Source organism: Sphingobium limneticum (assembly GCF_008710155.1).
Classification (GTDB): Bacteria; Pseudomonadota; Alphaproteobacteria; order Sphingomonadales; family Sphingomonadaceae; genus Sphingobium; species Sphingobium limneticum.
This window is the reverse complement of the sequence record NZ_VYPZ01000023.1, coordinates 21,359-45,818: the sequence shown is the minus strand read 5'-3', so window position 1 is coordinate 45,818 and position 24,460 is coordinate 21,359. Positions and strand designations below refer to the sequence as shown.

The following is a 24,460-nucleotide window of genomic DNA, read 5'->3' as shown; positions in this document are numbered from 1 at the left end:
AACAGCTTAGTTCAGTTCCAGCACCACCACCGACTTGGCGGGCAGCGTGACGGTCAACGTGCCGCCGCTGACCTGCGCGCCGGTGAAGGCGACAGGCTTGACGGTTTCGGGCGCGTCGAACGTATTGTGCGCATTGATCGCACCGGCGGTCAGCACGCGGCCGGTGACGGTCGCGGCATTGAGGCCATCCAGCTTCACCGTGACGGTGTTGGGCTGGTTCGGGTCGAGATTCGACAGGCCGACATGCACCTTGCCATCCTTGCCCTTCACGGCCGATCCGCTGACGGCGGGCATGGTGTACTGATCCTTGGCATACCAGGGGGTCTGGATGTCGATCGGCAGCACGGTCGCATCCTGCCAGGGCTTGTACATTTCGAAGACATGATAGGTGGGCGTCAGCACCATCTTCTTGCCTTCGGTCAGGATCATCGCCTGAAGCACGTTCACCATCTGCGCGATCGCGGTCATGCGGACGCGGTCGGCATGACGCGCGAAGATGTCGAGATGGATCGACGCGATCAGCGCATCGCGCAGCGTGTTCTGCTGACGCAGGAAGCCCGGATGGGTGCCTTCGTCCTGCGCATACCAGCTGCCCCATTCGTCCACCGCCAGGAAGACGCGCTTGGCGGGATCATATTTGTCCATGATCGCGCTGTGCTTGGTGATCAGCTCGTCCATCTTGCGCGCGCCGTTCAGCGCATCGGCCCAGCCATTTTCGTCGAAATTGACGGCGGGCGCGCGCGGCGGCCAGCCACCGGCGGGGTGGACATAATAATGAAGCGATACGCCGTCGAGCTTGTCGCCCGCGACCCGCATCATCGTTTCGGTCCAGTTATAATCGTCGACATTGGCGCCGGCCGCGATCTTCAGGATCTTGGTATTGGCGGGCGCCTTGACGAAGGTGGCGTAGCGGCGGGTTTCGTCTGCGGCGAATTCGGCGCGCATATTGCCGCCGCAGCCCCAGAGTTCATTACCGACGCCGAAATAGGGCACCGCCCACGGCTCCTTATGGCCGTTCTTGGCGCGTTCGTCGGCCAGGCTGCCGGCGGGCGAGGTCATATATTCGACCCACTCCGCCATTTCCTGCGGCGTGCCGTTGCCGACATTGCCCGCGATATAGGCCTGCGCGCCGACCTGACGGATCAGCTCGAAAAACTCATGGGTGCCGACCGTGTTCGGCTCGGTCACGCCGCCCCAATGGGTGTTGATCTTGACCGGGCGCTTGTTCTTCGCGCCGATGCCTTCACGCCAATGATATTCGTCGGCGAAGCAGCCACCGGGCCAGCGGATGATCGGCACCGACAGATTCTTCAGCGCCGAAATCACGTCGTTGCGGAAGCCGTTGGTGTTGGGGATCGACTTGTCGTTGCCGACATAGAGGCCGCCATAGATGCCGGTGCCCAGATGTTCGGCGAACTGGGTGAAGATCGCCTTGTCATAGACCGCGCCGGGCTTGTCGGCGTGGATGGTCGCGGTGGTGGGCTTGCCATTGGTGTCGGCGACGGCGGTGGTGGTCGCCAGCGCGCTGGCGCACAGCAACAGCGCAGCGGTCGTGCGGCGCAGAGATTTCATCATATTCCTCTCCCTGTTGGAATTAGTCGTGAAATGCTTCGGTCGTTTCGCGGGTACCGCGCAGGAAGGCATCGGCGACCAGCCGCAACGGGCTGGTGTCGACATCCGACCGGCCGCCCCGGATCAGCGTGGCGAAACGGGCGTAGAGGCCGGCATATTCGACATCTTCGCCATGGTCCGTGCCGCTGGGCAGGGTCAGCACCGCGCCGCCATGGCTGAGTTTGAGCGTCCCCGCATCGGTGTCGACGATGATGTCCCAGCTTTGCGGGCCGGTCTGCCGCCAGTCGAGATCCATGTGGATCGGCGCGCCAGCGGTGTCGCGAAAGGCGAGGTCGGCGGCGATCGGCGCGGCGCGGTTTTCCGGCAGCACCAGTGTCGCATCCTTCAGGAAGAAGGGACGCGGCAGGATATGCGTGACGATCGAGAGCGCATTGATGCCCGGATCGAACACGCCAAGGCCGCCGGGCTGCCAGATCCATGCCTGACCCGGATGCCAGACGCGGACATCCTCCCGCCAGACGATCGACACTTTTTCGATGCGGCGTTCGGCCAGCCATGCGCGCGCCGGGGCGACCCCGGCGGCGAAGCGACTGTGCCAGGCGGCGAACAGGCTGACGCCGACCTTGTCGGCCTGCGACTTGAGAGCTTCCACCTCGGCCAAAGTCGCGCCGGGCGGCTTTTCCAGAAAGAGGTGGATGCCCTTCTTGAGCGCCTGCGTCGCCAGATCGTAACGGACCTGCGGCGGGGTGCAGAGCGCGATGGCGTCCACGGCCGGCCCCTGGGCGAGCAGGTCGTCCAGGCTGGCATGATGCGGCACGCCATCCAGGCCCGCATCATGCGGGCTGACGGTGGCGGCCAGGCTGAAGGCGCTATTGCCCAGGATCGCGGGCACATGCTGATCGCGCGCGATCTTGCCTATGCCCACGATCGCGATACGGATCGGGTCCATGTCGATGGGTTCAGAGTTGCTTGACGGCGACCTGAACGGGGGCAGCGCGCTTCAGCGGGTTGCGCACCGGCAGGGTGAAGGGCGCGGCGATGATTTCGAACACATCGCCTTCCTGCGGCACGATGCCGTCGCTGAACGACAGGGTGGCGGTGCCGAAGAAATGGACATGCACGTCGCCGGCGCGACGGAACAGATCATATTTGAAATGATGATGTTCCAGGTTCGCGAAGCTGTGCGACATATTGCCTTCGCCCGACAGGAACGGCTTTTCCCAGAGGATTTCGCCGTCGCGGATGATGCGGCTTGCGCCTTCGATATGCTCGGGCGGGGTGCCGACCAGCAGTTCCGGGCCAAGCGCGGCCTGACGCAGCTTGGAGTGGGCAAGCCACAGATAGTTATGACGCTCGGTCACATGGTCGCTAAACTCGTTGGCGAGCGCGAGGCCGAGGCGATAGGGGGTGCCGTCTTCACCGATCAGGTAGATGCCGGCCAGTTCCGGCTCCTCGCCGCCATCCTTGGCGAAGGCGGGCATGGTCAGCGCGTCGGTCGGACCGACCAGCTGCGAACCGTCGCCCTTGTAGAACCATTCGGGCTGCTGGCCGACTTCGCCCGCGGCGGGCTTGCCGCCTTCCAGACCTTCCAGGAACATGCGCATCGAGTCCGTCTGCTTTTCGACAGCGGCGGCTTCGCGGTGCATCTTGTCGCGCCCTTCGGCGGAGCCCAGATGCGTGAGGCCGGTGCCGGTCAGCTGGACATGGGCGCCATCTTCATGATCGATGGGGGCGAGCAGGCGATTGGCTTCGAATTCGGCGGCGATATCGACGGCATCGCCCTTGCCGGCGGCATCGACGGCGGCGGAGAGGCTGATTGTCTGCGCGATCGCATGCAGCGCCAGGGCGCGGATGGTGGTGAAGCCGGGCACGAACCAGGCAGCGTCGCCCTGAGCGGCGATGACCGACCGATCGCCATTGTCCGAACGGTGCTGCAACAGGCGCAATGTCATGAAAACTCTCCTCCCGCGCGCCTCAAACATGGCGCTCAATCCAACGTGCAAGACTTTTCGCCGCGGGCCCGCCATCGCGATGATGACGAGGGCAGCGGCGATGAATCCGTTAATTACTCCGACATATGACAGGATGATGGTAATGGCAATGCTTGTATTGTACCGAAGGTTGTGCCTCATTGGGGAGAGGTAAGAGGAGCGGAAATGGTGAAGGAAAATCCGTCTTTGCACAGGGATGAGACGGACAATAGTGGCGCGGCCAAGGCGGTCCGGGGACCGGGGCGTCGGCTGCACGGTGCGATCGCGCATAAATTGGGCATGGCGATCTTGTCCGGCCAATATGCGCCCGGCGACACGTTGTCGGGCGAAGTGGCCTTCGCCGAGGAACTGGAAGTGTCCCGCAGCGCCTATCGCGAGGCGATCCAGGTGCTGACCGCCAAGGGGCTGGTCGAAAGCCGGCCCAAGGCAGGGACGCGGGTGTTGCCGCGCAATCGCTGGAACCTGCTCGACCCAGAAGTGCTGGCCTGGGCCTTTGCCGGGGAGCCGGACATTCAATTCGTGCGCGACCTGTTCGAACTGCGCGCCATCGTGGAGCCTGCCGCCGCCCGGCTGGCGGCGCAGCGGCGCGACAAGGATGATCTGCGGATCATGAAGGATGCGCTGGCCGCGATGCGCCGCCATACGCTGGCGACCGAGGCGGGGCGCGCGGCGGACCGCGATTTCCACAATGCGATATTGAACGCGACCCGCAACGACGCGCTGCTGGTGCTGACCGCCAGCATCGGCGCGGCGGTCAATTGGACGACGCAATATAAGCAGCGTGCCCGCGCCCTGCCGCGCAACCCGATCCCCGACCATGTGCGCGTCTATGATGCGATCGCGGCGGGCGATCCGGTCGCGGCAGCCGAAGCGATGGGCGTGCTGGTCGACCTGGCGCTGGAGGATACGGCCAGCGCCATGGGGGGATAGGAGTCAGGTCAGGATATTGGCCTTCGCCTCGATCGGCGGAGGCAATATGGTTTCGCCCAGCGCGCTCAGCATTTCCCGTTCCACCGTGCGCGTCATGGCGTCGATGGGCAGGTCGTTGGGTTCCAGCCCGAACGGATCTTCCAACTGGTCGCCCAGCGCGTCGAGGCCGAAGAAGGTATAGCTGACCAGAACGGCGGGCAGCAACGTCCACCAGCCCAGCGCGCCGGCCAGCGCGAAAGGCAGCGTCAGGCAGAATATCGTCGCCGTGCGATGCAGCAGCAACGAATAGCTGAAGGGGAGGGGCGTCAGTTGGATGCGCTCGCAACCGGCCTGAACCTGCGCCAGCAGGTGCAATTGCTCCTCCAGCAGGCTGTGATGGATGGCCCCGATCCGACCGTCCTGCATCAGCAGCAGGCAGTGTCGGCCCAAATGCTGGAGCAGCGCGTCGGCCGGATTGACGGCGCCCAGCCATGGTCCCTCCCCGGCATGTCGGGCGATGGCCGCGCGTTCGTCCGCCCCGCGCAACCGTGCCGCAAGGCCGGCGGTGAAGCCGCACAATCCAGTGAGCACAAGGCGCCTATCCGCCATTTCCAATATCGTCGTGCGCCGCGCCAGGGAACGGCAGGCGATAATGAGCGAGCCCCAGAGCTTGCGCCCCTCCCACCAGCGATCATAGCAGGCATTGTTGCGAAAGCTCATGAACACCGACAGGGCGATGCCCATCAGCGTGAAGGGGATGGCGCTGATTTGCGAGAAGATGCCTGGATGCAGCCGCGCCGTCATGACGGCCGCGACGCTGAGCACGGTGATCAGCGCCAGCCGCCCCTTGATGCGGGGCAGGACGGAGCCGCGCAGCGCAAATGCGACATCCATCAGGCCGGGGCGCGGGCGGACGATCATGCGCCGCCCCTGTCGTTCGCGTCGCCATAGATGAAGGCTGTGAGGCCGGAGCGTAACGTCACGGCGCGGCGGACATAATCCACCTCATAGGCGTCCGCGCTGGCGATATCCTGTGGCGTCAGGCGGAACAGCAGGCCTTCGACCGCGTCGGCCGGATCGTCGCTCGGTTCGACCATCGGGTGCCAGCGCGTGCCGCTTTTGGCGATCACGTCCGGGTCGCTGATCTCGATCATATGCTGGCGAAAGCCGGGCAGGGCGTCGGGTTCACCCTCTACCGGGCGGCCGAACAACGCCATCTGCACTTCGATCTGCCGCAGCGTACCGTAGGAGAAAAGCAGGATGTCGGCCATGGCGGGTTCCTCATATGCGAAGCCATGCCGGATAGGCCGATGCACGATCCCCGAAAAGGAAAAAGGCCGGAGCGGCATGTCCGCTCCGGCCTTTTTCCTGTCCGAAATATGACTTTCGACGTTATTCGGCGATCTGCTGCTCCGGCAAGGCGTTGGTCGTCTTCGACCCCCACAGCGCGTAGAAGAGAACATAAAGTTCGCAGGCGGCGGTCAGCAGGAAGCTGGTCTGCAAACCATAATGGTCAGCCAGATAGCCCTGCACCACGACCAGCGCGCCACCGGCGATCGCCATGATCAGCAGGCCCGATCCTTCTTCGGTCAGCGGGCCAAGGCCCTTGATGCCCAGCGTGAAGATGGTGGGGAACATGATCGAATGGAACAGGCCGACCAGGATCAGCGACCACATGGCGACGGGGCCGGTGGTGAACACGGTGACCAGCATCACGACGAAGGCGCCGATCGAGAAGGCGGCGAGGACATGGCCCGCGTCGAACTTCTGCATGATCGCCGAACCCGCGAACCGGCCGACCATCATGCCGCCCCACAGCAGCGACAGATAATTGCCGGCCTGCTCATGCGTCAGATTGGCGATGTCGGGCTGGCTGACGAAGTTGATGAACAGGTTGGCGACGCCGATTTCCGCGATCAGGTAGATGAAGATCGCGGGGATGCCGAACACCAGGTTGCGGTGGTTCCAGAGCGAATATTTCTTCCGCTCTTCCTTGTTGTGGCGCTGCGTCGCGTTGCCCATGGCAGGCAGCGGGAAGCGCGCGATCACCACGGCCAACACGGCCAGAACGATCGCGACCAGAATATAGGGCAGGACCACCGACTGAGCGTCGGCAAGCCGTTCGGCCTGCGTCAGGACGACTTCGCCCTGCGCCGTGCCGCCCTTCGACCGGCCCAGGATCAGATAGGCGCCGAACATCGGGGCCAGCATCGTGCCGGCCGAATTCATCGCCTGAACGAGGTTGAGGCGCGAGGAGGCGGTTTCGGGCTTGCCGACGACCGCGACATAGGGATTGGCCGCAACCTGAAGCAGGGTGATGCCGCTGGCGATCACGAACAGCATGACGAGCGTCACGCCATAAGACGGGATCGACGCCGCGACCGTCATGCCCAGCGCGCCGGCCGCCATGACGAGCAGGCCGGTGACCATCGACTTTTGGTAGCCGACCCGTTCGATCAGCTTGGCCGACGGGATGGAGGCGACGAAATAGGCGATGAACCAGACCGATTCGATCAGGGTCGTCTGGGTATAGCTCAGTTCGAACACGCTGCGCAGATGCGGCAGCAGCGTGTTGTTGATGACGGTGATGAAGCCCCACATGAAGAAGAGGCTGGCAAGTAGCGCGAGGGCAGGGCCGTAGCGTGTGCCGGGGTTATGCGTTGCGACAGGCGCAGCGCCAGACGAGATCGGTCCTGCCATTCATCCTTCTCCAGTGCAGTTCCAGTAGCAGGCCGCCCGATCAAGGGTTGCGCCCGCTTATTTTGTCGGAGTATATCTCCCTCAACCGCCCGTCAATGGGCGCAGTGTCATCGGGAGGAAGTCCATGCGAAAGGTCGTCGATTTGAAAACAGCGCTGTCATACGCTCTGGTCCTTGGCCTCGCAAGCGGCTCAGCGCTCGCCGCCGAAGCCAGCCGCGCACCCGCAGGAACGGCCAATGGCGCTGCCGTCGAAACGATCACGCTGAAAAATGGCGCGGGCGTTTCGGCGAAGATCCTGACCTATGGCGCGACGCTCCAGTCGCTGTCCGGTCCGGGCAAGGATGGCAAGAGCGCCGACGTGCTGCTCGGCTATGACGACCTCAAGGACTATGTCGATCATCCCAATTTCTTCGGCGTGACCGTGGGCCGCTATGCCAACCGCATCGCCGGCGGCAAATTCAGCCTGGACGGCAAACCCTATCAGCTGCCGCTCAATGACAAGGTCAACACGCTGCACGGCGGCGGCAAGGGCTTCGACAAGCAGGTGTGGAAAGTCGTGTCCTTGAAGAGCGGTCCCAAGGTCAGCCTGGTGCTGGGCCTGACCAGCCCGGACGGCGATTCGGGCTATCCCGGCAAGCTGGACGTGACCGTCACCTATACGCTGGACGAAAGCGGCAACCTTGGCATCGCCTTCGACGCGAAGACGGACAAGCCGACCATCGTCAACATGACCAACCATGCCATCTTCAACCTCCAGGGCGAAGGGTCGCCCGATGGCGCGATGGGCCATATGCTGACGATTCCCGCCAAGGCCTATACGCCGGTCGACGCGAACCTCATCCCCACCGGCGAGTTGAAGCCGGTAGAAGGCGGCGTATTCGATTTCCGCAAGCCCCGCCGCGTGGCGGACGGGTTGCGCGATGGTCGCGATGCGCAGATCATCGCCGGCCGTGGTTACGACCATAATTGGGCGCTGGACAAGGGGCTGACCAAGACCCCCGAACTGGCCGCCCGGCTGGAAGATCCAGTGTCGGGTCGCGTAGTCGAAGTGTTGACCACCGAACCGGGCGTGCAATTCTACACCGGCAATTTCCTGGACGGCACCTTCATCGGCAAGGCTAGCCATGTCTATCGCATGGGCGACGGCATCGCGCTGGAGCCGCAGAAATTCCCGGACTCGCCCAACAAGCCGAACTTTATTTCGGCCCGCGTCGATCCCGGCAAGCCCTATCATCATGAAATGGTCTATCGCCTGTCGGTGGCCCGCTGATGCCGGAATGGCGGCTGATCGACCGAGGCGTCGCCGACACGCTGGGGGAGGGGACGCTCTGGTCGGCGCGCGGCAACGCGGTCTATTGGGTCGATATCCTCGCCCCGGCGCTCAACCGGCTGTCTCTGGAGAGCGGCACGGTCGAACGCTTCGCCATGCCCGAGCCGCTGGGCTGGGTGGCGGAGCGTGAAGCGGGCGGCTTCATCGGTGGCTTCCAGAGCGGCTTTGCCGAGATCAGCCTCGATCCGCTGACCATCACTCCCTTCGGCGATCCGGAGCCGCATTTTCCGGGCAACCGGATGAACGATGGCAAGGCGGATGCGCAGGGGGCCATCTGGTGCGGCACGATGGACATGGGCGAAGAGCATGATCGCGGCGCGCTCTATCGCCTGGCGCCCGACCGCAGCTGGACCGTCGTGGACAGCGATTATCGCGTGCCCAACGGCCCCTGTTTCTCGCCGGACGGCCAGTGGCTCTATCATAGCGATACCGCCAGAAAGCAGATGTACCGCTTCCGCCGCACCGAAGGTGGCGCAGCCGAGCGCGAGCCATTCATCCAGTTCGGCCAGGAGGATGGCTATCCCGACGGCATGACCGTGGATGCGGATGGCCATATCTGGGTCGCCCATTGGGGCGGCAGCCGGATCAGCCGCTTCACCCCCGGAGGCAAGCTGGACCGCGCCATCGCCATGCCGGCGCGGCAGGTGACGAACATCACCTTCGCCGGCCCCGACCTCGACCGCATGTTCGTCAGTTCGGCGACCGTGGGCCTCGACGATCCGACCGAATATGACGGCGGCTTTTTCGAGGTGGAAAGCGGCGTACGCGGTCTGCCGACCAACCTCTACGCGGGCTGAGCCTTCCCATCATCGGGCCTTCGGGGCGCGGCTGTCATTCGGCAGCCGCGCCCTTCCTTTATGCGATGCAAATCCGGTTGCGCCGGTTGGGCGAATCGGCTAGAGCGCCAGGACAACGTTGTCATGCCCTCTCCAAAGTCATGCGATGTTGCGATCCCGGACGGCCCGCTGGCGAACTGCACGCGTCATCAGCCGTCCGGGACGATTCCCCCCCCCCCCGGATATCCTGCCACCCTTCCTCCGCTGCATGGCTATGCCATTGTCGCGCGATGACGACCGGTTGCCACAGGTTCGGCCCCCAGAAAAACAGCATCGCGCCCGCACTGGCGCTGACGACGCAGGCGGCCGCCAGCAATATTTGGGCTGGCGTGATGGCGGCCGACTGCTGGACAAGTGCGCGCAGGGCAGCGCCCTGTGGTCGCAAGCTGGCGATGAGGGCAAGGCCGATCAGTCGCAGCCCTATCCGCGCGACGAGGCGATGATGCCAACAGATCATGATGAATGCGCCTTCCCGATCGAAGAGGCGCTCTATCTATCGGTTGTGGTGGAGGGATTTGAAGAACAGGAACAGCGCCAAGGCATAGAAATGCCGTAATATTCCACCCTATCGCCGACGCCAGCGTCGAAACAGCGACAGGCTGAGGAAACCGCCGCCCACCACTGCCGCGATCGCGCCGCCGGCCGAGGCGAGCGCCCATGCGCCGGCCGCCAGCAGGCCCGTCAGGAAATCGACGATGATGAGCGTCAGATGGATCATGATAGGAACAAGACGGCGCTAAGCCCCGAGTTCCTTGGCTTCCTGATATTTGAGTTCAAGAAACCGGTTCTGTGTGGCCAATTTGTCGAGGTCGCCGCTGGCCAGGCTTTCGCTCATCCGGCCGATTTCGGCGTCGATGACCGACAGGCCTTCGACCAGCTGCTTCTCGGGCACACGGCCATTGCGCTCCTCGCGCCGCAACGGGGCGGGGATCGACTGATAGCCGGTCACCAGTTCGGGCAGATGATCGGCCAGCAGCCGGCGCACCTCCTGCGCGGCCGGTTCCTGCTCGCTCAGGCGCTCGAGCTGCGGCGCCAATATCTCCAGCTTCACGCCGATACTGTCGACCAGCGTGACCGCCGGGGCGGGCAGGGCCTTGCGCTGGTTTTCCAGCCAGATTTCGGTCTTGAGCGGCAGGGCGGCCAGTTCCGTCTGCGCCAGAGCTTCCGTCTTCACCTGGCTTTCCGTCGGCGCGAGCGCGATCAGCAGCAGCGCGGCGATCATCACGCCCATCACGATCATGACGCCGGTGGTGCCCAGCGGCAGGACGAAGCCCGCCACCGCGCTGCCCAGCACTATCGCCAATACCGCCCAGAAGGCATATTTGACCTTGCGGATCAGGCCGGCGTTGCGCCGCGCCCGCGCGCGCGTAGACAGGCTTTGCCCGCGATCGCTATGGCGGCGGAGCACGGCGTCCGCATCGGCCAATATGCGGTCGGACCGGCTCATGCTTGCGTCCCCGCCGTTCGGTTCGAGCCTGTCGAGAACCGATGCGCATGGGTTCTCGACAAGCTCGAACCGAACGGGGTGAGGGGAAGCATTTTGTTCACCCCTCGATCGCGCTCAACAACGGATTGTCGGCGCGCACTTCCTTGGCGGCCTGCGCCTGACCTTCCGCGCGGGCGATATAGCCCTTGGACTTTTCCACTTCGCCCGACAGCGTGTTCACCGTCGTCTTCATATTCTCCAGCGCCTTCAGCTTGAAGGCGTCGATATTATCCATCGTGTCGTAGATATTCTGGAAGGCGCGCTGGAGCGTTTCGATCGGGATCGTGCTGGACGCTGCCTGCTCGTGAATCTGCGCGGTCTGGCTCTTGAGCAATTCGCCGGTCCGGTCGATCATGTTCGCGGTCGTGGTGTTGAGCGCGCTGATCTGCTCCAGCACCAGCCGCTGCCCGGCCAGCGCCTGCGCCACCGTCACCGCCGTGCGCAGCGCTGCCACGGTGGTGGTGCTGGCGCGGTCCACGCCCTTCACCAGTTCGACATTATTCTTCTTCACCAGATCCAGCGCCAGATAGCCCTGCACCGTCACCGCCATTTGCGTCAGCAGATCCTGCGTGCGCTGGCGGATATAGAAGAGCGCGCTTTCGCGGATCGCCTTCGCCTTGGCCGGATCGGACGAATCCAGTTCCAGCGCCTTGGATTCCAGCCGCGCGTCCATCGTCTTGCTGATATGGATCATCTGCTCCAGACGGCCCATGGTCTGCCACATATTCTGGCGTTCCACGTCGATCGCGGCATTATCCTTGATCAGCACATCCTTGCCGCTGGCCAGCGACCCCAGGATCGAATTGATATGGTCCTGCGCGCTCTTATAGCCGTCGAAATAGTCGCGCATCTTGTTGCCGAACGGGATGATCCCGAACAGCTTCTTGGGCGCCAGCAGATTGCCGCGCTTGCCGGGGTCCAGATCCTCGACCGTGCGGCGCAGTTCGGCCAGGTCCGCGCCGACCTTGGTATCGCTGTCCATCGCCCGCACCGGGCGATCGAGGAAGCGGTTGGAGTGCCCGGCAGCCTCGGCGATTTCCTTGCGCCCCATATTGGTCAGCTGATCGACGCGCGCGCCGAATTCGGGCGAATTGGCATCCTGCGCGACGAGGTCCGCGACGAAGGCGTCGACCTTCTCGTCCAGCTTCGACTTCTTCTCATCCTCGATCGGGACCAGGCCGGACGCCTTTTCCGGCGCGACTACGGGTACCGGATCGGGCGGGGTCAGGTTCAACGCATCAGCAGTCGCAGTCGTCGTGGGCGCAGTGGTGGCCATATCGTCTCCAGTCGCCATGAGCGGCTTGCCGTGTAATATGGTAATAATACACTGGGGCGCAAGCCTTGGTCCGGGGAACGATATAGGGCTTCCGGCGATTGCTTGGCAATCTTGACTGGAGAGGAACCTGCCATGGCCAGCCTGAAACCCGTCGCCGACCTCATTACCCACCGCAAGCCGCGCTTCCCCGGCGAAAATGCCGCCTATCGCGACGCCCGCACGGCGTTGCTGGCCGAAGAAATCGAATTTCGCCGCCATGCCACCCGCCTTGTCGCACAGCGCCAGGCGCTGCCGCCCGGCCCGTCGATCGAAAAAGACTATCGCTTCAAGGATGAGCAGGGGTTCGAAGTCGGCCTGTCCGACCTGTTCGGCGACAAGGGCGTACTGGTCGCCTATTTCTGGATGTACGGCCCGGAACGCGAGCGGCCCTGCCCGATGTGCACCAACTGGATCGGATCGGTCGATGGCAATGCCGCCGATATCAAGCAGCGCGTCGCTTACAAGATTTTCGGTCGCAGCCCGGTCGAGCGGCAATTCGCCTTCGCGCAGGAGCGGGGCTGGCGCGATACCGACTTCATCCAGACGATCGGCGACGATTATGCCAATGACTTGGGCCTGCTGACGCCGGACGGCGAATATCCCGCGCTGGTCGTGTTCCGCAAGGACGACGACGGCATCCGCCTCTTCTGGATGAGCGAGATGACGGGCGAGATGGCCGATCCGGGGCAAGACCCGCGCGATGCGCCGGATATCGCTGCGCTCTGGTCGATCCTGGACCTGACGCCGGAAGGGCGACCGGCGGACTGGTATCCGAAATTGCGCTATTAGGCGTCTGCTGTCTGGCTTGTTCTGAGCAATAGGCGCCGAACGCCCCAAGCGATTGCAAATGGAAATAATGCGATAAGATAACCTATGAATAGTCCGTATATGATCGCTTCGGTGCTCACCGACACGCTACGTCTCGTGGTGTGCCGGATGTAGGAATAGAGGAAATAGAGTGTCCAGGCGCCAATGCAGACAAGCATCGACTTATTGAGTCGCCGTAAAGGAAGATCGTTCGCGAAGGCGAAGCGGCCTATTACGATCGTTGCGAAGGCAATCAACGCGGCGCGCCATGCCGTATCTATGGCCACTATTATCAGAACATAGATCAGCATGATGATGCGCCCCCTACGCTAAAGGAGCCATCGTCTATGCGCAGCGTTTTAAAAAGACGATAACCGCATGATGTGTATGCGTGGTGGGCGACGGTTCAACCGCCGCCCGCCAACGGTTTTCAGCGCGCACCCTCGGCGTAGTAACGCTCCATATCCAGCCGCATCTGGTGCAGCGCTTCCGGGTTCAGATAGACCATGTGGCCCGCCGGATAATATTTGAACTGGAGGTTCTGGCGCAGCTGCGGCTCCAGCATCATGTGCTTCAAATCGCGCTCGGTCGAGAAGAAGGGCGTCGCCATGTCGTACCAGCCATTGAGCGACAGCACGCGCATATGCGGGTTGGTGCGCATCGCGGCGGAAAGGTCGGCGGTCACGTCCGCGACATTCTGCTTGCCGCCTTCCGGGGGCGAATGGCTCCAGTCCCATTTGAAGTCGCCGCCCTCGCGCGCGCTCAGCCGATAGTCAAGGTCGGTCTTGTAGCCGATCCTGTTCGTCACCTGATCCAGGAAGCTGCCGACATATAGGCCGGTGATGCCGGTGCTGGACGGATCATATTCCGGTTCCTCGCCGGCGGCATCGGCGTCGATCCCCTTGTAGCGGCTGTCGAAACGGCCGATCGTCTCATGCCCGTCGCGCAGCAATTCCTTGCGGAAGCGGGACAGGCTGACGCGTAGATTCGCGCGCTTCAGATAATCGACCGACAGGCCGGTGAAGCGGCTCAGCTGCTGGGCGATCGCGTCGCTTTCCTGCGCGCTGATGTCGGACCCCTTGAGCAATGCCGTGGCGTAGGGACCGTTGGCGAAGATGCGGGCTTCCTCGACGAACGCTTCCAGGCTTTCCGGGCGGCCGCCGGGGACGCGATTATGATACCAGGCGCTCGCGGCATAGCTCGGCAGATAGCCGACATGGATCGCGTCGAAACCGGACTGGCGGATGCCGTAATTCATGATCGACGACAGCAGCACCACGCCGTTCAGCGTCAGCCCCCGATCCTCCAACTGATAGGCGAGCGCCCCCGACCGGGTCGTGCCATAGCTTTCGCCGAAAATATATTTGGGCGACGCCCAGCGGCCATTCTTGGTCGTGTAACGGATGATCGCCTTGGCAAAGGCGTCTACATCGCCATCGACGCTGTAGAAGTCGGACGGCTTGGCATCGCCCAGGATGCGCGAATAGCCCGAACCTATCGTGTCCAAAAACACCATGTCGGTGCTGCCGATCAGGCTGTCATTGTTCGGGCCGACGTCGAAGGGCGCGGGCTTGACCGCTTCGGGGTTGCCGGTGCGCACATGTTCGGGCGCGAAGCTGCCCATGCGCAGCCACAATGACGACGAGCCGGGGCCGCCATTGTAAAGGAAGGTGACGGGGCGGTTCTTACCGGCCGCCGTATAGGCGGTGTAGAACATGCTCGCGACCGGCTTGCCCTTTTCATCGCGGATGGTGAGCGTGCCGGCGGTCTGGGTATAGGGGATGGCCTTGCCATCGACGCGGGCCGTGCCCTTGCTGCTCTGGGTGACTTCCTCGATCGGGGCGCTGGCCCAGTTGGCGGCGACCTGTTCGGCGACCTTGTCGGCATGCTGTTTCGCAGCGTCGGGCGCATCCTTCTGCGCGAGGGCCGGGGTGGCGAGGACGAGGAGGGAGGCGAAAGCGAAGGTGGCGGCAGACCGCATCGAGAGAAGGCTCCTTGCAAGGATATGCTATATTATCAGCGACGGGCGGCACCATAGAAAGGTCGGCCCGTGGGGCAAGGGGCAATTTGACTGGTGTAAAGCAAGGGGACTTTGATCCCTCTCCCTCTTGGGGGAGAGGGCTGCGCAGACTTGGCAGCTTGCTGCCTAGGCGGAGCTGGGTGAGGGGGATGCAGCGTCGCCGGAATAAGGCGACATCGCGCCAATCCCCCTCATCCAACTCCGCCTAATCGCTACGCGATAAGGCTTCATATCCTTCTCCCCCCAAGGGAGAAGGCGGTTCAACCCGCCCGCAGCCCCTCGATCACCGCTGCCACATCGTCATCGCTATTATAGACATGCGGCGAAAAGCGGATCGCGGCGCCACCGCCTATTTTCGACGCGGCAGTGGCGATTTTCGCCTGCCATAGTTTCGCGCGCAGTGCCGCCACATCGCGGCCGGGGAAGGCGACGGTGATGACCGGGCCGGTAATGGCGTCCACCCCGCTGCCGAAGGGCTTGGCCCCCGGCACGGCGGACAGCGCCTGCCGCATCGAGGCCGCCCGCTGCCGCGCCGCCTGTTCGATCGCCGCCTGGCCCACGCCGTCCAGCACGTCCAGCGTCGCGGCAAAGGCCATCAGGCGGGGATCGTCGCGTTGACCCAAAATCTCGTATTTCTGGGCGGTGTCCAGGTTCGCCTCGTCGGTCAGCCAATAGCCATGGCTCATCATGATCGGCTGCAATTCCGCCTGCCGCTCGCGCTTCACATAGAGCATCCCGCCCTCCAGCGGCCCCATCAGCCATTTATGCGTGCTCCCCGAATAGCTGTCCACGCCCAGCGCCGCGAGGTCCAGCTGCATCCAGCCGAAGGTCTGCGCGCCATCGGCATGCAGCCAGATATTCTTCGCCTTCGCCAGTTTCGCGATGTCCGCCACCGGGTAGACGATGCCGCTGATATTGCTCATATGCGACAGGAAGATCGCCTTGGTCTTCGGGGTGATCGCAGCGGCGATGCCGTCCAGCAATGCCTGCGGTGTCTTCGCCTCGACGGGCACCGGCACGACATGCAGGTCCAGCCCCTCCCGCTCCGCCCGCAGCTTCCAGCTGTCCCAGGTCGATGGATGATTATGGTCGGTCAGGATGATCCGGTCGCCCGCTTTCAGCGCCAGTCCGCGCACCGCGACCGTGTTCGCCTCGCTCGAATTGCGGACCAGCGCGATTTCCTGCCCAGTCACGTTCAATCGCTTCGCCAGCCGCGCGCGCAGAGCGTCGGCGGCCTTGGGATAAAGCGCACGCCGTTCGACCGACGGGTCCATCTGAAATGCGCGGGTTTCGTTTGCATGCACGGCCGCCACGCTGCGGAAGGTCGGCGCGATATTGGCTGCGTTGAAATAGCGGATGGCGGGGTCGAGGATCATCGCCTCGCGCAGGGCGGGCTTGCCGGCCGCGCTCAGCATGTCGGGCGTCAACGCCAGTGGGGCGGCGATCGCTGCGGCCTGCATCAGGGTGCGGCGGCTGATGAGCGGGCTGTCGGACATGGGCGTCTCCTTATAAGGCATAGGGATTGACGGATCGGGCAGGGCGATCCGCCACCCGACCCTTGCCGCATCGCATCATTTCCTGTAGGGGCGCGCCCGATAGTCCTGGACAGGCGTGGTGCCGGCCGGGAGAACCCGAATCCCGAAGGCACAATATGTCCCTGCGTAATATCGCGATCATCGCGCACGTCGACCATGGCAAGACCACCCTCGTCGACCAGCTTTTCCGCCAGTCCGGCACGTTCCGCGACAACCAGCGCATCGAAGAACGCGCGATGGACTCCAACGATCTGGAAAAAGAGCGCGGCATCACCATTTTGGCGAAGCCCACTTCGGTCGAATGGAACGGCACCCGCATCAACATCGTCGATACGCCCGGCCACGCCGACTTCGGCGGTGAAGTCGAGCGCATCCTCTCCATGGTCGACGGCGTCATCCTGCTGGTCGATTCGTCGGAAGGCGCGATGCCGCAGACCAAGTTCGTGACCGGCAAGGCGCTGGCGCTCGGCCTGAAGCCCATCGTCGTCGTCAACAAGGTCGACCGTCCCGACGAACGCATCCAGGAAGTGCTGGACGAAGTGTTCGACCTGTTCGTGACGCTGGAAGCCAATGACGAACAGCTCGACTTCCCGGTCCTCTACGCGTCGGGCCGCAACGGCTATGCCAGCGAAGATCCGCAGCGCCGCGAAGGCACGCTGGAGCCGCTGTTCCAGAAGATCGTGGACCATGTGCCCGCGCCGTCGCTGGATCAGGACGCGCCGTTCAGCTTCCTCGTCACGCTGCTCGACCGCGACAACTTCCTGGGTCGTATCCTGACCGGCCGCGTCCAGTCGGGCACGGTCAAGGTCAACCAGCCGATCCACGCGCTGGACATGGACGGCAACATCATCGAAACCGGCCGCGCGTCGAAGATCATGTCGTTCCAGGGTCTGGACCGTGTGCCCGTCGATGAAGCCAAGGCTGGCGACATCATCTCGCTCGCTGGTCTGGCCGTCGCGACCGTGGCCAACACCATCTGCGACACCGCCGTCAGCGAACCGATCCAGGCCCAGCCGATCGATCCGCCGACCCTGTCGATGCGCTTTGCCGTGAACGATTCGCCGATGGCCGGCCGCGAAGGCAGCAAGGTGACGAGCCGCATGATCCGCGATCGTCTGGCCCGCGAAGCCGAATCGAACGTCGCCATCAAGGTGACCGAATCGGAAGACAAGGACAGCTTCGAAGTCGCCGGCCGTGGCGAACTGCAGCTGGGCGTTCTGATCGAAACCATGCGCCGCGAAGGCTTTGAACTCGGCATCTCGCGTCCGCGCGTGCTGTTCGGCGAAGACGAAAATGGCGGCAAGACCGAGCCTTATGAAACCGTCGTCATCGACGTGGACGATGAATTCTCCGGTACGGTCGTCGACAAGATGAACGTGCGCAAGGCGGAAATGACCGACATGCGTCCTTCGGGCGGTGGCAAGACGCGCATCACCTTCTCCGCGCCGTCGCGCGGCCTGATCGGCTATCATGGCGAATTCCTGTCCGACACGCGCGGCACGGGCATCATGAACCGCCTGTTCGAGAAGTACGGCCCCCACAAGGGCAAGATCGAAGGCCGCAAGAACGGCGTGCTGATCTCCAACGGTGCCGGCGAAGCCAATGCCTATGCGCTGGGTCCGCTGGAAGAGCGCGGCATCCTGTTCGTGGGCGTGGGCGAAGCGCTGTACGAAGGCATGATCGTCGGCGAAAATGCCAAGCCGGAAGATCTTGAAGTCAACCCGATGAAGTCGAAGGCGCTGACCAACTTCCGCGCCAGCGGCAAGGACGACGCCGTCCGCCTGACTCCGCCGAAGAAGGCGACGCTGGAACAGGCGATCGCTTACATCGACGACGATGAAATGGTCGAAGTGACGCCCAAGACCATCCGTCTGCGCAAGCGCTACCTCGACCCGAACGAGCGCAAGCGCATGAGCCGTTCGAAGGCCGCCTGATTTATCAGATTGGCCTCAACGGAAGGGCCGCCTGATTTTTCAGAGCTGACAGGTTATACAAGGGCCGGCGTCGCGAGGCGTCGGCCCTTTGTTTTTGAAAAAGGAGCCATCTGGATGGCCGATCTCTATTCCAAGGCGCTCAATAGCGAGCGCAAGGCTCTGTGGGCCGAATGTCGTCTCAAGGGCCTGGCCAAGGACACGTCCCAGCGCCTGCGCATCGTCGAAATCGACGCGCTGCTCGCCGCGCACAAGGCGAAGCAGGACGGCAAGAAGGGCAGCTGAAATCCTGACAGCGCTTTTTGCAAGACAGACGCAATAAGCCTTCCTATCCTGCATCCCCTCACCATTCAGGGGAATGTCGATGGAATATATGCTCTTGCCGCTGAAGCGCTATGCCGACTTTTCGGGCCGATCGCGGCGCAAGGAATATTGGATGTTCGCGCTGGGCTATATCCTGCTCGCGATCGTCATATCGCTGCTGGCCGTCGCGACGGGCGGTTTCGGTGAGGGGGCGCCGTCCGGTCCCTTCTTCTGGCTGCTCATCCTGCTGGTGCTGGCGCTTATCATTCCTTCGCTGGCGGTGCAGGTCCGCCGCTTCCATGATCAGGACAAGAGCGGCTGGTTCGTGCTGCTGAACTTCGTGCCCTATGTCGGCGGGCTGATCGTGTTCGTCTTCATGTGCCTCGACGGGACGCGCGGCGACAATCGCTTCGGACCCGATCCCAAGCAGACGGCGGCCGACGTCGCGGACGTGTTCAGCTAAACTGTCACAGCCATTGCGGGGCACGCCCGCAAAATAACATCCTCCCATGGCCGGCGCGGTGGACAAGCGCGCCGGCCATCTGCATTGCGCCTTTCGCCCATATCGTGCGAATTCATGCGCAGCGTGAACCGAATCATAACGGGTGGTTCGCAAGCTAGAGAAGGCGTGGGGCCTTCAATGCCGGTCGATGTCGCAGACCGGAGGCGCCCGCAGGAGGAATGAAGACGTGGCGGAAACCCTTCCGGCCTTGAGCGAGGGGGAAAAGCAGTGCCTGCGGCTGGTGGCCCAGGGCTTCAATTCCAAAGAGATCGCGCGCCAGCTCGACGTGTCGGAGCATACGGTCGATCAGCGCGTCCGCACCAGTTTGCGCAAATTCGGCGTGCCATCGCGCAAGGAAGCCGCACGCCTGTTCGTTTCGGGGATGGAACGGTCGCCCCAAAGTGACACATATCAGCCTTTGATATATCAACCGGAGCCGCTTGCGCCCGATCCCGAACCTGCGTCATCCCTTGCTCAGCCGGACAGGCCGGATGGGCAGACGGAGCATAAGACGCTCCTGCGCCGCATCCTCGCCTTCGGCCCGCCGCTCGGGGGATCGACCAATGAACTGAGTAAAGATGGCCGCATATTGGCGATGATCCGGGCCGCGGTTCTGACCGGGGTTGGTGTCGTCACGCTGCTGCTGCTCATTGCCGGGGCCTTCACGGTCCTGGGCTGATCCATCCGGAAATCGCTACGCCGAACGACGCACCACCGGGCTAGGGTGGGTGCGAAGGAGAAGACTTGTGCTCAACCTCGATCCCATCAAGACCCAGGCCGTCGCCGATCAGACCCGCCAGGCATTCGCGGCCTTCGACAGCGCGCTGGTCGATGCCGCGCAACTGACCACGGCTTTCCTTGCCGCGTCGCAGGGATCGGGCCTGACCGCCAGCGAAAGCCAGCGCATCCTCAAGCAGATTCACGAAAGCGCCACGAAGATCATCGAAGGCCGCGGCGACATGATCCGCGCGACTGCTCTTCTTACCCGCTGCCTCGAACATAGCCAGCATGAAGTGACAGCGTTCGGCTGTCCTATAGGCCTAGAACTCGAACAGCGCGAGACAGCGCGCCACCTGACCCTGGTCGCTTGATCCGGGTGGAAGCCGTCGGCATCTGTATGACCTTTGCCCCCCCTCTCAATCGGAAATACAGATGCTGGCGGCTTTCTTCTGGCTATTGACCCTCATGACTTGCGCTTTCGCCATTTGCTTTGGTGGGCGTGACGGGCGGCTACTCGTGCTGATCTCGGTTACGGCGGCGCTACTCACCATACCCGCACAAATCGTCGGCACATGGCACGCGCCTCAACTATGGCTGATGGTAGTCGATCTGGGCACTTTCATCGCGCTCCTCTGGCTGATGCTGAACAGCCAGCGCTATTGGCCCATCTGGGCCGCGGCCTGCCAGTTGATGACCGTGTTGACCCACGTTGTGACCTTGCTGCTGCCGGACTTTTCTGACCGCATTTATGCCGGCCTCAGCACCGTGTGGGTCATTCCCTTGATGCTCTTCACGATCATCGGTATCGAACTCGACCGGAAAGCGATGCATGACCGCGCATATCCCGCCTGACCGCCACCTGCCGAGCCAGGAAGCGGTGGACCTGGTAATCGCGCTGCAACGCTGCCTGACCAATTTCCACGCCCGCAAGGAAGAACCCGCCATATTGGACGGGGAGGGCAATGATCAGCTTCCCGCTCTCGCCCGCTATCTGGAGGCCCGCCGCGTGCGGGCGATGCTGTTTGGGCAGAATCTCTTTGCCGATCCGGCTTGGGACATATTGCTGGCCCTCTATCAGGCGGAACTGGAAGGCGTGGCGCTGACGCTGGAGCAATTGAGCGAGACGCTGCGCCTGTCCTTGAGCGTCGTGGTGGGACAGGTCGGCACGATGGAACGGCGCGGCCTGCTGGACGAACATCGCACCTCCCCCAACAGCCGCCGCCGCCGCGCCATCCGCCTTTCGCCGCTGGCGATGGACGCCATGGCCTCCTGGTTCTCGCTCGCGTTCGAGGAGTGAGCGGGGCGCTTTAACCCTGCCGTTCCAGCGGCAGGGTTACGCTTGCGCGCAGTCCGCCCTCGGTCCGGTTGGCGAAGTCCAGTCGCCCGCCATGATCGTCGGCGATGCGCCGGGCGATCGCCAGGCCCAGCCCGACCCCGCCGGTTTCCCGATTACGCGATGCTTCCCCGCGATAAAATGGCTCGCACAGCCGTTCGATCGCATCCGGCGGCACACCCGGCCCGTCATCCTCGACCGCCACGGTCACGCGACCGCCCACGATCGCCAGCGCGATCCGCGCCGATCCGCCATAGCGGACCGCATTTTCCACCAGATTGGCCACACAGCGGCGCAGCGCGATCGCATCGCCGCGTATCACCGCGCGGGCGCTGCGCGTCACCGTCACATCCTGCCCCATATCGGCCAGATCGTCCGCCAGCGTCTCCACGATGGCGCTCAGGTCGATGCGCACATGGGCGGCGGCATCGCCCTGACCGCGCATGAAGTCGAGCAGGTCGGTAACCATCGCCCGCATTTCCTCCACATCCGCCTGCGCCTTGGCGCGGGGACCGTCGGGCAGCGCCTCCAGCCGGAAGGAGAGGCGAGTCATCGGCGTGCGCAGGTCGTGCGCGATCGCCACCAGCATCGCCGTCCGCTCATTGAGATAGTCGGCGATGCGTGCGCGCATATGATTATAGGCGGCGCCCACCGCGCGCACCTCCGGCGGGCCGGTCAGCGGCAGCGGATCGGCCCGTTCCGGCCGTTCCGTCGCCGCGCCCTCGGCCAGCCGGCGGATCGGCTGAGTGATGCGCCGCGCGACCCAATAGGCCGGCAACAGCAGCAGAATGAAGATCCCCGCCATCAGCGACAAGGTGATGGCGTACCAGCGCAGATTGGCGCCCTGACGGGCCTGCACCACCTGCCAGCCATCGCCTATATGGCGCGCCAGCAGGACCGATCCATGCAGCATCATTCGATCGGGGCCTGGTTGAGGCCAGAGTTTCCGGTCGGGATCGGCCATTCGCATCGGCGGCTGTTCGCGCAGCACACGGACGTCCGACGGTCGCGCGCCGAGCAGGCCGGCGATTTGCGCCGCCATGCCCCGATCCTCCATTTGGCCCGGCTCCATCAGCGGCGGCGGGTCGGATCGGTAGCGCGTCACCGTCCAGCTGCCGGTGGGGACGGGGCCGCCCTGCATCAGCGCGGCGGCTTCGCCCAGCATCATCGGCCGGGCATGGGGCGGCGGGCCGCGAAAGGCGACCAGCATCATCGCGCCCAACGCCAGCAGCAACGTCGCGGCGACCAGTGCGACGATGCGCGTCAGGATGGACGGGTTGGGCGGCGTCAAACCGGGCGAACCTCGGCCGTGAACATATAGCCTTCGTTACGGATGGTGCGGACCAGTTCATCCGTCCCCTCCGCGCGCGCGCCGCGCTCCAGCTTGCGGCGCAGGCGGCTGACCTGCACATCGATCGCCCGGTCATAGCTATCGCTTTCGCTGCCGGCCGAATAGTCGAGCAGCTGGTCGCGGCTCAGCACCCGGCGCGGATGTTCGATGAAGGCACGCAGCAGGCGAAACTCGCCATCGGTCAGCGTGACGACGACATTTTCCGGATCGGTCAGCAGGCGCGCGCCCATATCGACCTGCCAGCCGGCAAAGCGCAGGCGCTTGCCATGGGCTTCGGGCGTTTGCGCCACCTGGCGCCGGTGACGGCGCAGCACGGTGCGGACGCGGGCGAGCAGTTCGCGCGGGTTGCATGGCTTGGGCAAATAATCCTCCGCCCCCATTTCCAGCCCCACGATCCGGTCGATGTCGCTGCCGATTGCCGACAGCATGATGACCGGCAGGCCGCCCCGTGCCGACAGGCGGCGCAGGATCGACAGGCCATCTTCGCCCGGCATCATCACGTCCAGCACCGCGATGTCGAAATCCTGCGCGGCCAGCGCTTCGTCCATGCGCGCGCCATCGGGCACCGCCGTCACCGCAAAGCCATGCTGTTCCAGAAAATCCGACAGGAGCGTGCGGATATCCGCATCATCGTCGACCACCAATATGCGTGAACCATCCATGACGGCCAGCATATCGGCACAAGGCGCCCCCTGCAAAGTCATCCGCAAACCCCTTTATGGTCAGATGGCGACGCCGACCGTCACCGTGCCGGTGTATCCGTTGGTGGTGTCGCCGGTCATGGTGATGGTCATCGCCGTCTGTTGCGCGGTCGTATTGTCACCGAACACATTGTCGCTGCTGATGCTCTCGCCGGCGAAATTGCTCTTGCTGCTGCTATAGGCGCTGGTGGCATAAACGGTGGTGCAGGCGGCGGCCGGCATCGCAAATTGCGAGCAGAGGACGCGGTTGGCGTAGGTCGTCGCCCGCGCCAGGCTGGGATAGACCTCGAAATGGATATGCGGGTAGCGCCCGTCATAGCAGCCGGGGAAAATGGTGGTGAAGGTCACCTGTCCGTTCGCGTCGGTCACGCCCACGCCGCGCAGGAAATTTTCCGCCGGATAGTCGTAGAGCGAATATTTGCCGTTGATGTCGCAATGCCAGATATAGATGGCATAGCCCGCCAGCGCGGCGCAGCTGCCGTTGGTGTTGACCAGCGTGATCGTCAGCGTGGTGTATAGCCCGCTCGCCGTGGTGATGGACGATCCGAAGCTGGAGCGGATGTCGCTGCGCACGATTCCGCTATCGTCCAGCACATTGACCACGGTGCCGCTGCGGCTGTTGGACCCGTCGGCCGGATAGGGGCCGTTGGTTTCCTCCGGATCGGCGACGCAGCTGCCCGTTGAGGTAGGGGTGGGCGTCGGCGTGGGTGTAGGGGTTGGCGTCGGTGTTGGCGTGGGCGTCGGTGTAGCGGTCGAATCGCTCGACGATCCCGATCCGCCGCCGCAAGCGCCGACCAGCGCGGCGCCGCTCGCCGAAAAGAGCAGGCGCAAGGTCCGCCGCCGCCCGATCTTTTCCCGCGCCAGATCGCGCATCCGTTCCAGGTCGTGCATCAATCCATGGTCGTGCGTGTCGTTCGTATCAGCCATCTACCCTAATCCCTCTTGTCTTGTTTAAAGACCCTCAGGATCGTCCCTAGGCGCGCCATGTCTCCGGCCGATTGCCCAATGTAGCGGCTTTGTAGCAGTCGGACGGATTAGGCTGACCTGTCGGGCAAACGGGACTGGCCTCCGGGCGTCCGGGGCCATATAGTCGCACGGTTTGTCATTTCCCGCGAAAG

27 protein-coding genes are annotated in these 24,460 nt (G+C 63.7%); 12 read left to right on the top strand and 15 right to left on the bottom strand.

What is annotated here, in order from left to right:
• Window positions 1–6 precede the first annotated feature (6 nt).
• From F4U94_RS19045 to araD1, 3 genes are read right to left on the bottom strand one after another with little or no spacing between them, the layout of a single operon-like run.
• Complete coding sequence (locus F4U94_RS19045) at window positions 7–1,575, bottom strand: alpha-N-arabinofuranosidase (protein ID WP_120250931.1); 1,569 nt, start codon at window positions 1,573–1,575, stop codon at window positions 7–9.
• A gap of 19 nt (window positions 1,576–1,594) precedes the next feature.
• On the bottom strand, window positions 1,595–2,521 hold the full coding sequence (locus F4U94_RS19040; protein ID WP_120250930.1) for a Gfo/Idh/MocA family protein: 927 nt from the start codon (window positions 2,519–2,521) through the stop codon (window positions 1,595–1,597).
• A gap of 10 nt (window positions 2,522–2,531) precedes the next feature.
• Window positions 2,532–3,524 carry an AraD1 family protein gene (araD1, locus tag F4U94_RS19035; RefSeq protein WP_120250929.1) on the bottom strand — a complete coding sequence of 331 codons (993 nt, stop codon included), beginning with the start codon at window positions 3,522–3,524 and terminating at the stop codon, window positions 2,532–2,534.
• Between the two features lie 204 nt (window positions 3,525–3,728).
• Here araD1 and F4U94_RS19030 point away from each other — a divergent pair, with 204 nt between their 5' ends.
• A complete protein-coding gene (locus F4U94_RS19030; protein ID WP_172598781.1) occupies window positions 3,729–4,493 on the top strand; it encodes a FadR/GntR family transcriptional regulator in 765 nt (254 codons plus the stop codon).
• A 3-nt stretch (window positions 4,494–4,496) separates the two neighbouring features.
• Here the strand turns inward: F4U94_RS19030 and F4U94_RS19025 are convergent, their stop codons facing one another.
• The 3 genes from F4U94_RS19025 to F4U94_RS19015 form a co-directional block, all read right to left on the bottom strand.
• A complete protein-coding gene (locus F4U94_RS19025; RefSeq protein WP_120250927.1) occupies window positions 4,497–5,393 on the bottom strand; it encodes a bestrophin family protein in 897 nt (298 codons plus the stop codon).
• Entirely contained in the window at window positions 5,390–5,743 is a 354-nt protein-coding gene (locus F4U94_RS19020) for a gamma-glutamylcyclotransferase family protein (RefSeq protein WP_120252180.1), read from the bottom strand. The genes F4U94_RS19025 and F4U94_RS19020 overlap by 4 nt, the downstream gene beginning before the upstream one ends.
• A 121-nt stretch (window positions 5,744–5,864) precedes the next feature.
• A complete protein-coding gene (locus F4U94_RS19015; RefSeq protein WP_120250926.1) occupies window positions 5,865–7,172 on the bottom strand; it encodes a sugar MFS transporter in 1,308 nt (435 codons plus the stop codon).
• A 124-nt stretch (window positions 7,173–7,296) separates the two neighbouring features.
• Between F4U94_RS19015 and F4U94_RS19010 the strand changes: the two genes are divergently transcribed.
• From F4U94_RS19010 to F4U94_RS24465, 3 genes are all read left to right on the top strand, one after another.
• The gene (locus tag F4U94_RS19010; RefSeq protein ID WP_120250925.1) at window positions 7,297–8,442 is read left to right on the top strand and encodes an aldose epimerase family protein; all 1,146 of its coding nucleotides are present in this window, start codon (window positions 7,297–7,299) and stop codon (window positions 8,440–8,442) included.
• Entirely contained in the window at window positions 8,442–9,299 is an 858-nt protein-coding gene (locus tag F4U94_RS19005; protein ID WP_150412136.1) for an SMP-30/gluconolactonase/LRE family protein, read from the top strand. The genes F4U94_RS19010 and F4U94_RS19005 overlap by 1 nt, the downstream gene beginning before the upstream one ends.
• Window positions 9,300–9,546: 247 nt before the next feature.
• Window positions 9,547–9,894: a hypothetical protein gene (locus F4U94_RS24465; RefSeq protein ID WP_170271966.1), complete on the top strand. Its 348-nt coding sequence runs from the start codon at window positions 9,547–9,549 to the stop codon at window positions 9,892–9,894.
• A 9-nt stretch (window positions 9,895–9,903) separates the two neighbouring features.
• On the opposite strand, the gene F4U94_RS24460 is transcribed toward F4U94_RS24465, so the two are convergent.
• The 3 genes from F4U94_RS24460 to F4U94_RS18990 all read right to left on the bottom strand — a co-directional run bounded on the left by F4U94_RS24460 (window position 9,904) and on the right by F4U94_RS18990 (window position 12,100).
• Entirely contained in the window at window positions 9,904–10,056 is a 153-nt protein-coding gene (locus tag F4U94_RS24460; RefSeq protein ID WP_170267506.1) for a hypothetical protein, read from the bottom strand.
• 18 nt (window positions 10,057–10,074) lie between these two features.
• Window positions 10,075–10,785, bottom strand: coding sequence for a hypothetical protein (locus F4U94_RS18995; RefSeq protein ID WP_120250923.1), 711 nt, complete (start codon window positions 10,783–10,785; stop codon window positions 10,075–10,077).
• Window positions 10,786–10,882: 97 nt separating this feature from the next.
• Window positions 10,883–12,100: a toxic anion resistance protein gene (locus F4U94_RS18990; protein ID WP_120250922.1), complete on the bottom strand. Its 1,218-nt coding sequence runs from the start codon at window positions 12,098–12,100 to the stop codon at window positions 10,883–10,885.
• 132 nt (window positions 12,101–12,232) lie between these two features.
• Here F4U94_RS18990 and F4U94_RS18985 point away from each other — a divergent pair, with 132 nt between their 5' ends.
• Window positions 12,233–12,928, top strand: a complete 696-nt coding sequence (locus tag F4U94_RS18985; protein WP_120250921.1) for a DUF899 family protein — start codon at window positions 12,233–12,235, stop codon at window positions 12,926–12,928.
• On the opposite strand, the gene F4U94_RS18980 is transcribed toward F4U94_RS18985, so the two are convergent.
• The 3 genes from F4U94_RS18980 to F4U94_RS18970 all read right to left on the bottom strand — a co-directional run bounded on the left by F4U94_RS18980 (window position 12,925) and on the right by F4U94_RS18970 (window position 16,462).
• Window positions 12,925–13,257: a hypothetical protein gene (locus F4U94_RS18980; RefSeq protein WP_120250920.1), complete on the bottom strand. Its 333-nt coding sequence runs from the start codon at window positions 13,255–13,257 to the stop codon at window positions 12,925–12,927. The genes F4U94_RS18985 and F4U94_RS18980 overlap by 4 nt on opposite strands.
• Window positions 13,258–13,376: 119 nt before the next feature.
• Window positions 13,377–14,927, bottom strand: coding sequence for a S10 family peptidase (locus F4U94_RS18975; RefSeq protein ID WP_120250919.1), 1,551 nt, complete (start codon window positions 14,925–14,927; stop codon window positions 13,377–13,379).
• Between the two features lie 299 nt (window positions 14,928–15,226).
• Entirely contained in the window at window positions 15,227–16,462 is a 1,236-nt protein-coding gene (locus F4U94_RS18970) for an aminotransferase class V-fold PLP-dependent enzyme (protein ID WP_120252179.1), read from the bottom strand.
• Between the two features lie 155 nt (window positions 16,463–16,617).
• Between F4U94_RS18970 and typA the strand changes: the two genes are divergently transcribed.
• The 7 genes from typA (at window position 16,618) to F4U94_RS18940 (ending at window position 21,254) form a co-directional block, all read left to right on the top strand.
• Window positions 16,618–18,435 carry a translational GTPase TypA gene (typA, locus tag F4U94_RS18965; RefSeq protein ID WP_120250918.1) on the top strand — a complete coding sequence of 606 codons (1,818 nt, stop codon included), beginning with the start codon at window positions 16,618–16,620 and terminating at the stop codon, window positions 18,433–18,435.
• A 114-nt stretch (window positions 18,436–18,549) separates the two neighbouring features.
• A complete protein-coding gene (locus F4U94_RS24455; RefSeq protein ID WP_170271965.1) occupies window positions 18,550–18,717 on the top strand; it encodes a hypothetical protein in 168 nt (55 codons plus the stop codon).
• Window positions 18,718–18,796: 79 nt separating this feature from the next.
• Window positions 18,797–19,198 (top strand): DUF805 domain-containing protein, encoded by a 402-nt coding sequence (locus F4U94_RS18960; protein ID WP_120252178.1) that lies wholly within the window; start codon window positions 18,797–18,799, stop codon window positions 19,196–19,198.
• A 226-nt stretch (window positions 19,199–19,424) separates the two neighbouring features.
• The gene (locus F4U94_RS18955; protein ID WP_150412134.1) at window positions 19,425–19,916 is read left to right on the top strand and encodes a helix-turn-helix domain-containing protein; all 492 of its coding nucleotides are present in this window, start codon (window positions 19,425–19,427) and stop codon (window positions 19,914–19,916) included.
• A gap of 67 nt (window positions 19,917–19,983) precedes the next feature.
• Complete coding sequence (locus tag F4U94_RS18950; protein WP_120250917.1) at window positions 19,984–20,328, top strand: hypothetical protein; 345 nt, start codon at window positions 19,984–19,986, stop codon at window positions 20,326–20,328.
• A gap of 61 nt (window positions 20,329–20,389) precedes the next feature.
• Window positions 20,390–20,809, top strand: a complete 420-nt coding sequence (locus F4U94_RS18945; protein ID WP_120250916.1) for a hypothetical protein — start codon at window positions 20,390–20,392, stop codon at window positions 20,807–20,809.
• Window positions 20,787–21,254 carry a MarR family transcriptional regulator gene (locus F4U94_RS18940; protein ID WP_120250915.1) on the top strand — a complete coding sequence of 156 codons (468 nt, stop codon included), beginning with the start codon at window positions 20,787–20,789 and terminating at the stop codon, window positions 21,252–21,254. Before F4U94_RS18945 ends, F4U94_RS18940 begins: the two co-directional genes overlap by 23 nt.
• 10 nt (window positions 21,255–21,264) lie before the next feature.
• Here the strand turns inward: F4U94_RS18940 and F4U94_RS18935 are convergent, their stop codons facing one another.
• Genes F4U94_RS18935 through F4U94_RS18925 form a run of 3 tightly spaced genes read right to left on the bottom strand, consistent with a single transcriptional unit; the run spans window position 21,265 to window position 24,269 of the window.
• Complete coding sequence (locus F4U94_RS18935; protein WP_232015734.1) at window positions 21,265–22,581, bottom strand: ATP-binding protein; 1,317 nt, start codon at window positions 22,579–22,581, stop codon at window positions 21,265–21,267.
• Window positions 22,578–23,345, bottom strand: coding sequence for a response regulator (locus F4U94_RS18930; RefSeq protein WP_120250914.1), 768 nt, complete (start codon window positions 23,343–23,345; stop codon window positions 22,578–22,580). The genes F4U94_RS18935 and F4U94_RS18930 overlap by 4 nt, the downstream gene beginning before the upstream one ends.
• Before the next feature lie 18 nt (window positions 23,346–23,363).
• On the bottom strand, window positions 23,364–24,269 hold the full coding sequence (locus tag F4U94_RS18925) for a dioxygenase family protein (RefSeq protein WP_120250913.1): 906 nt from the start codon (window positions 24,267–24,269) through the stop codon (window positions 23,364–23,366).
• Between the last annotated feature and the right edge of the window lie 191 nt (window positions 24,270–24,460).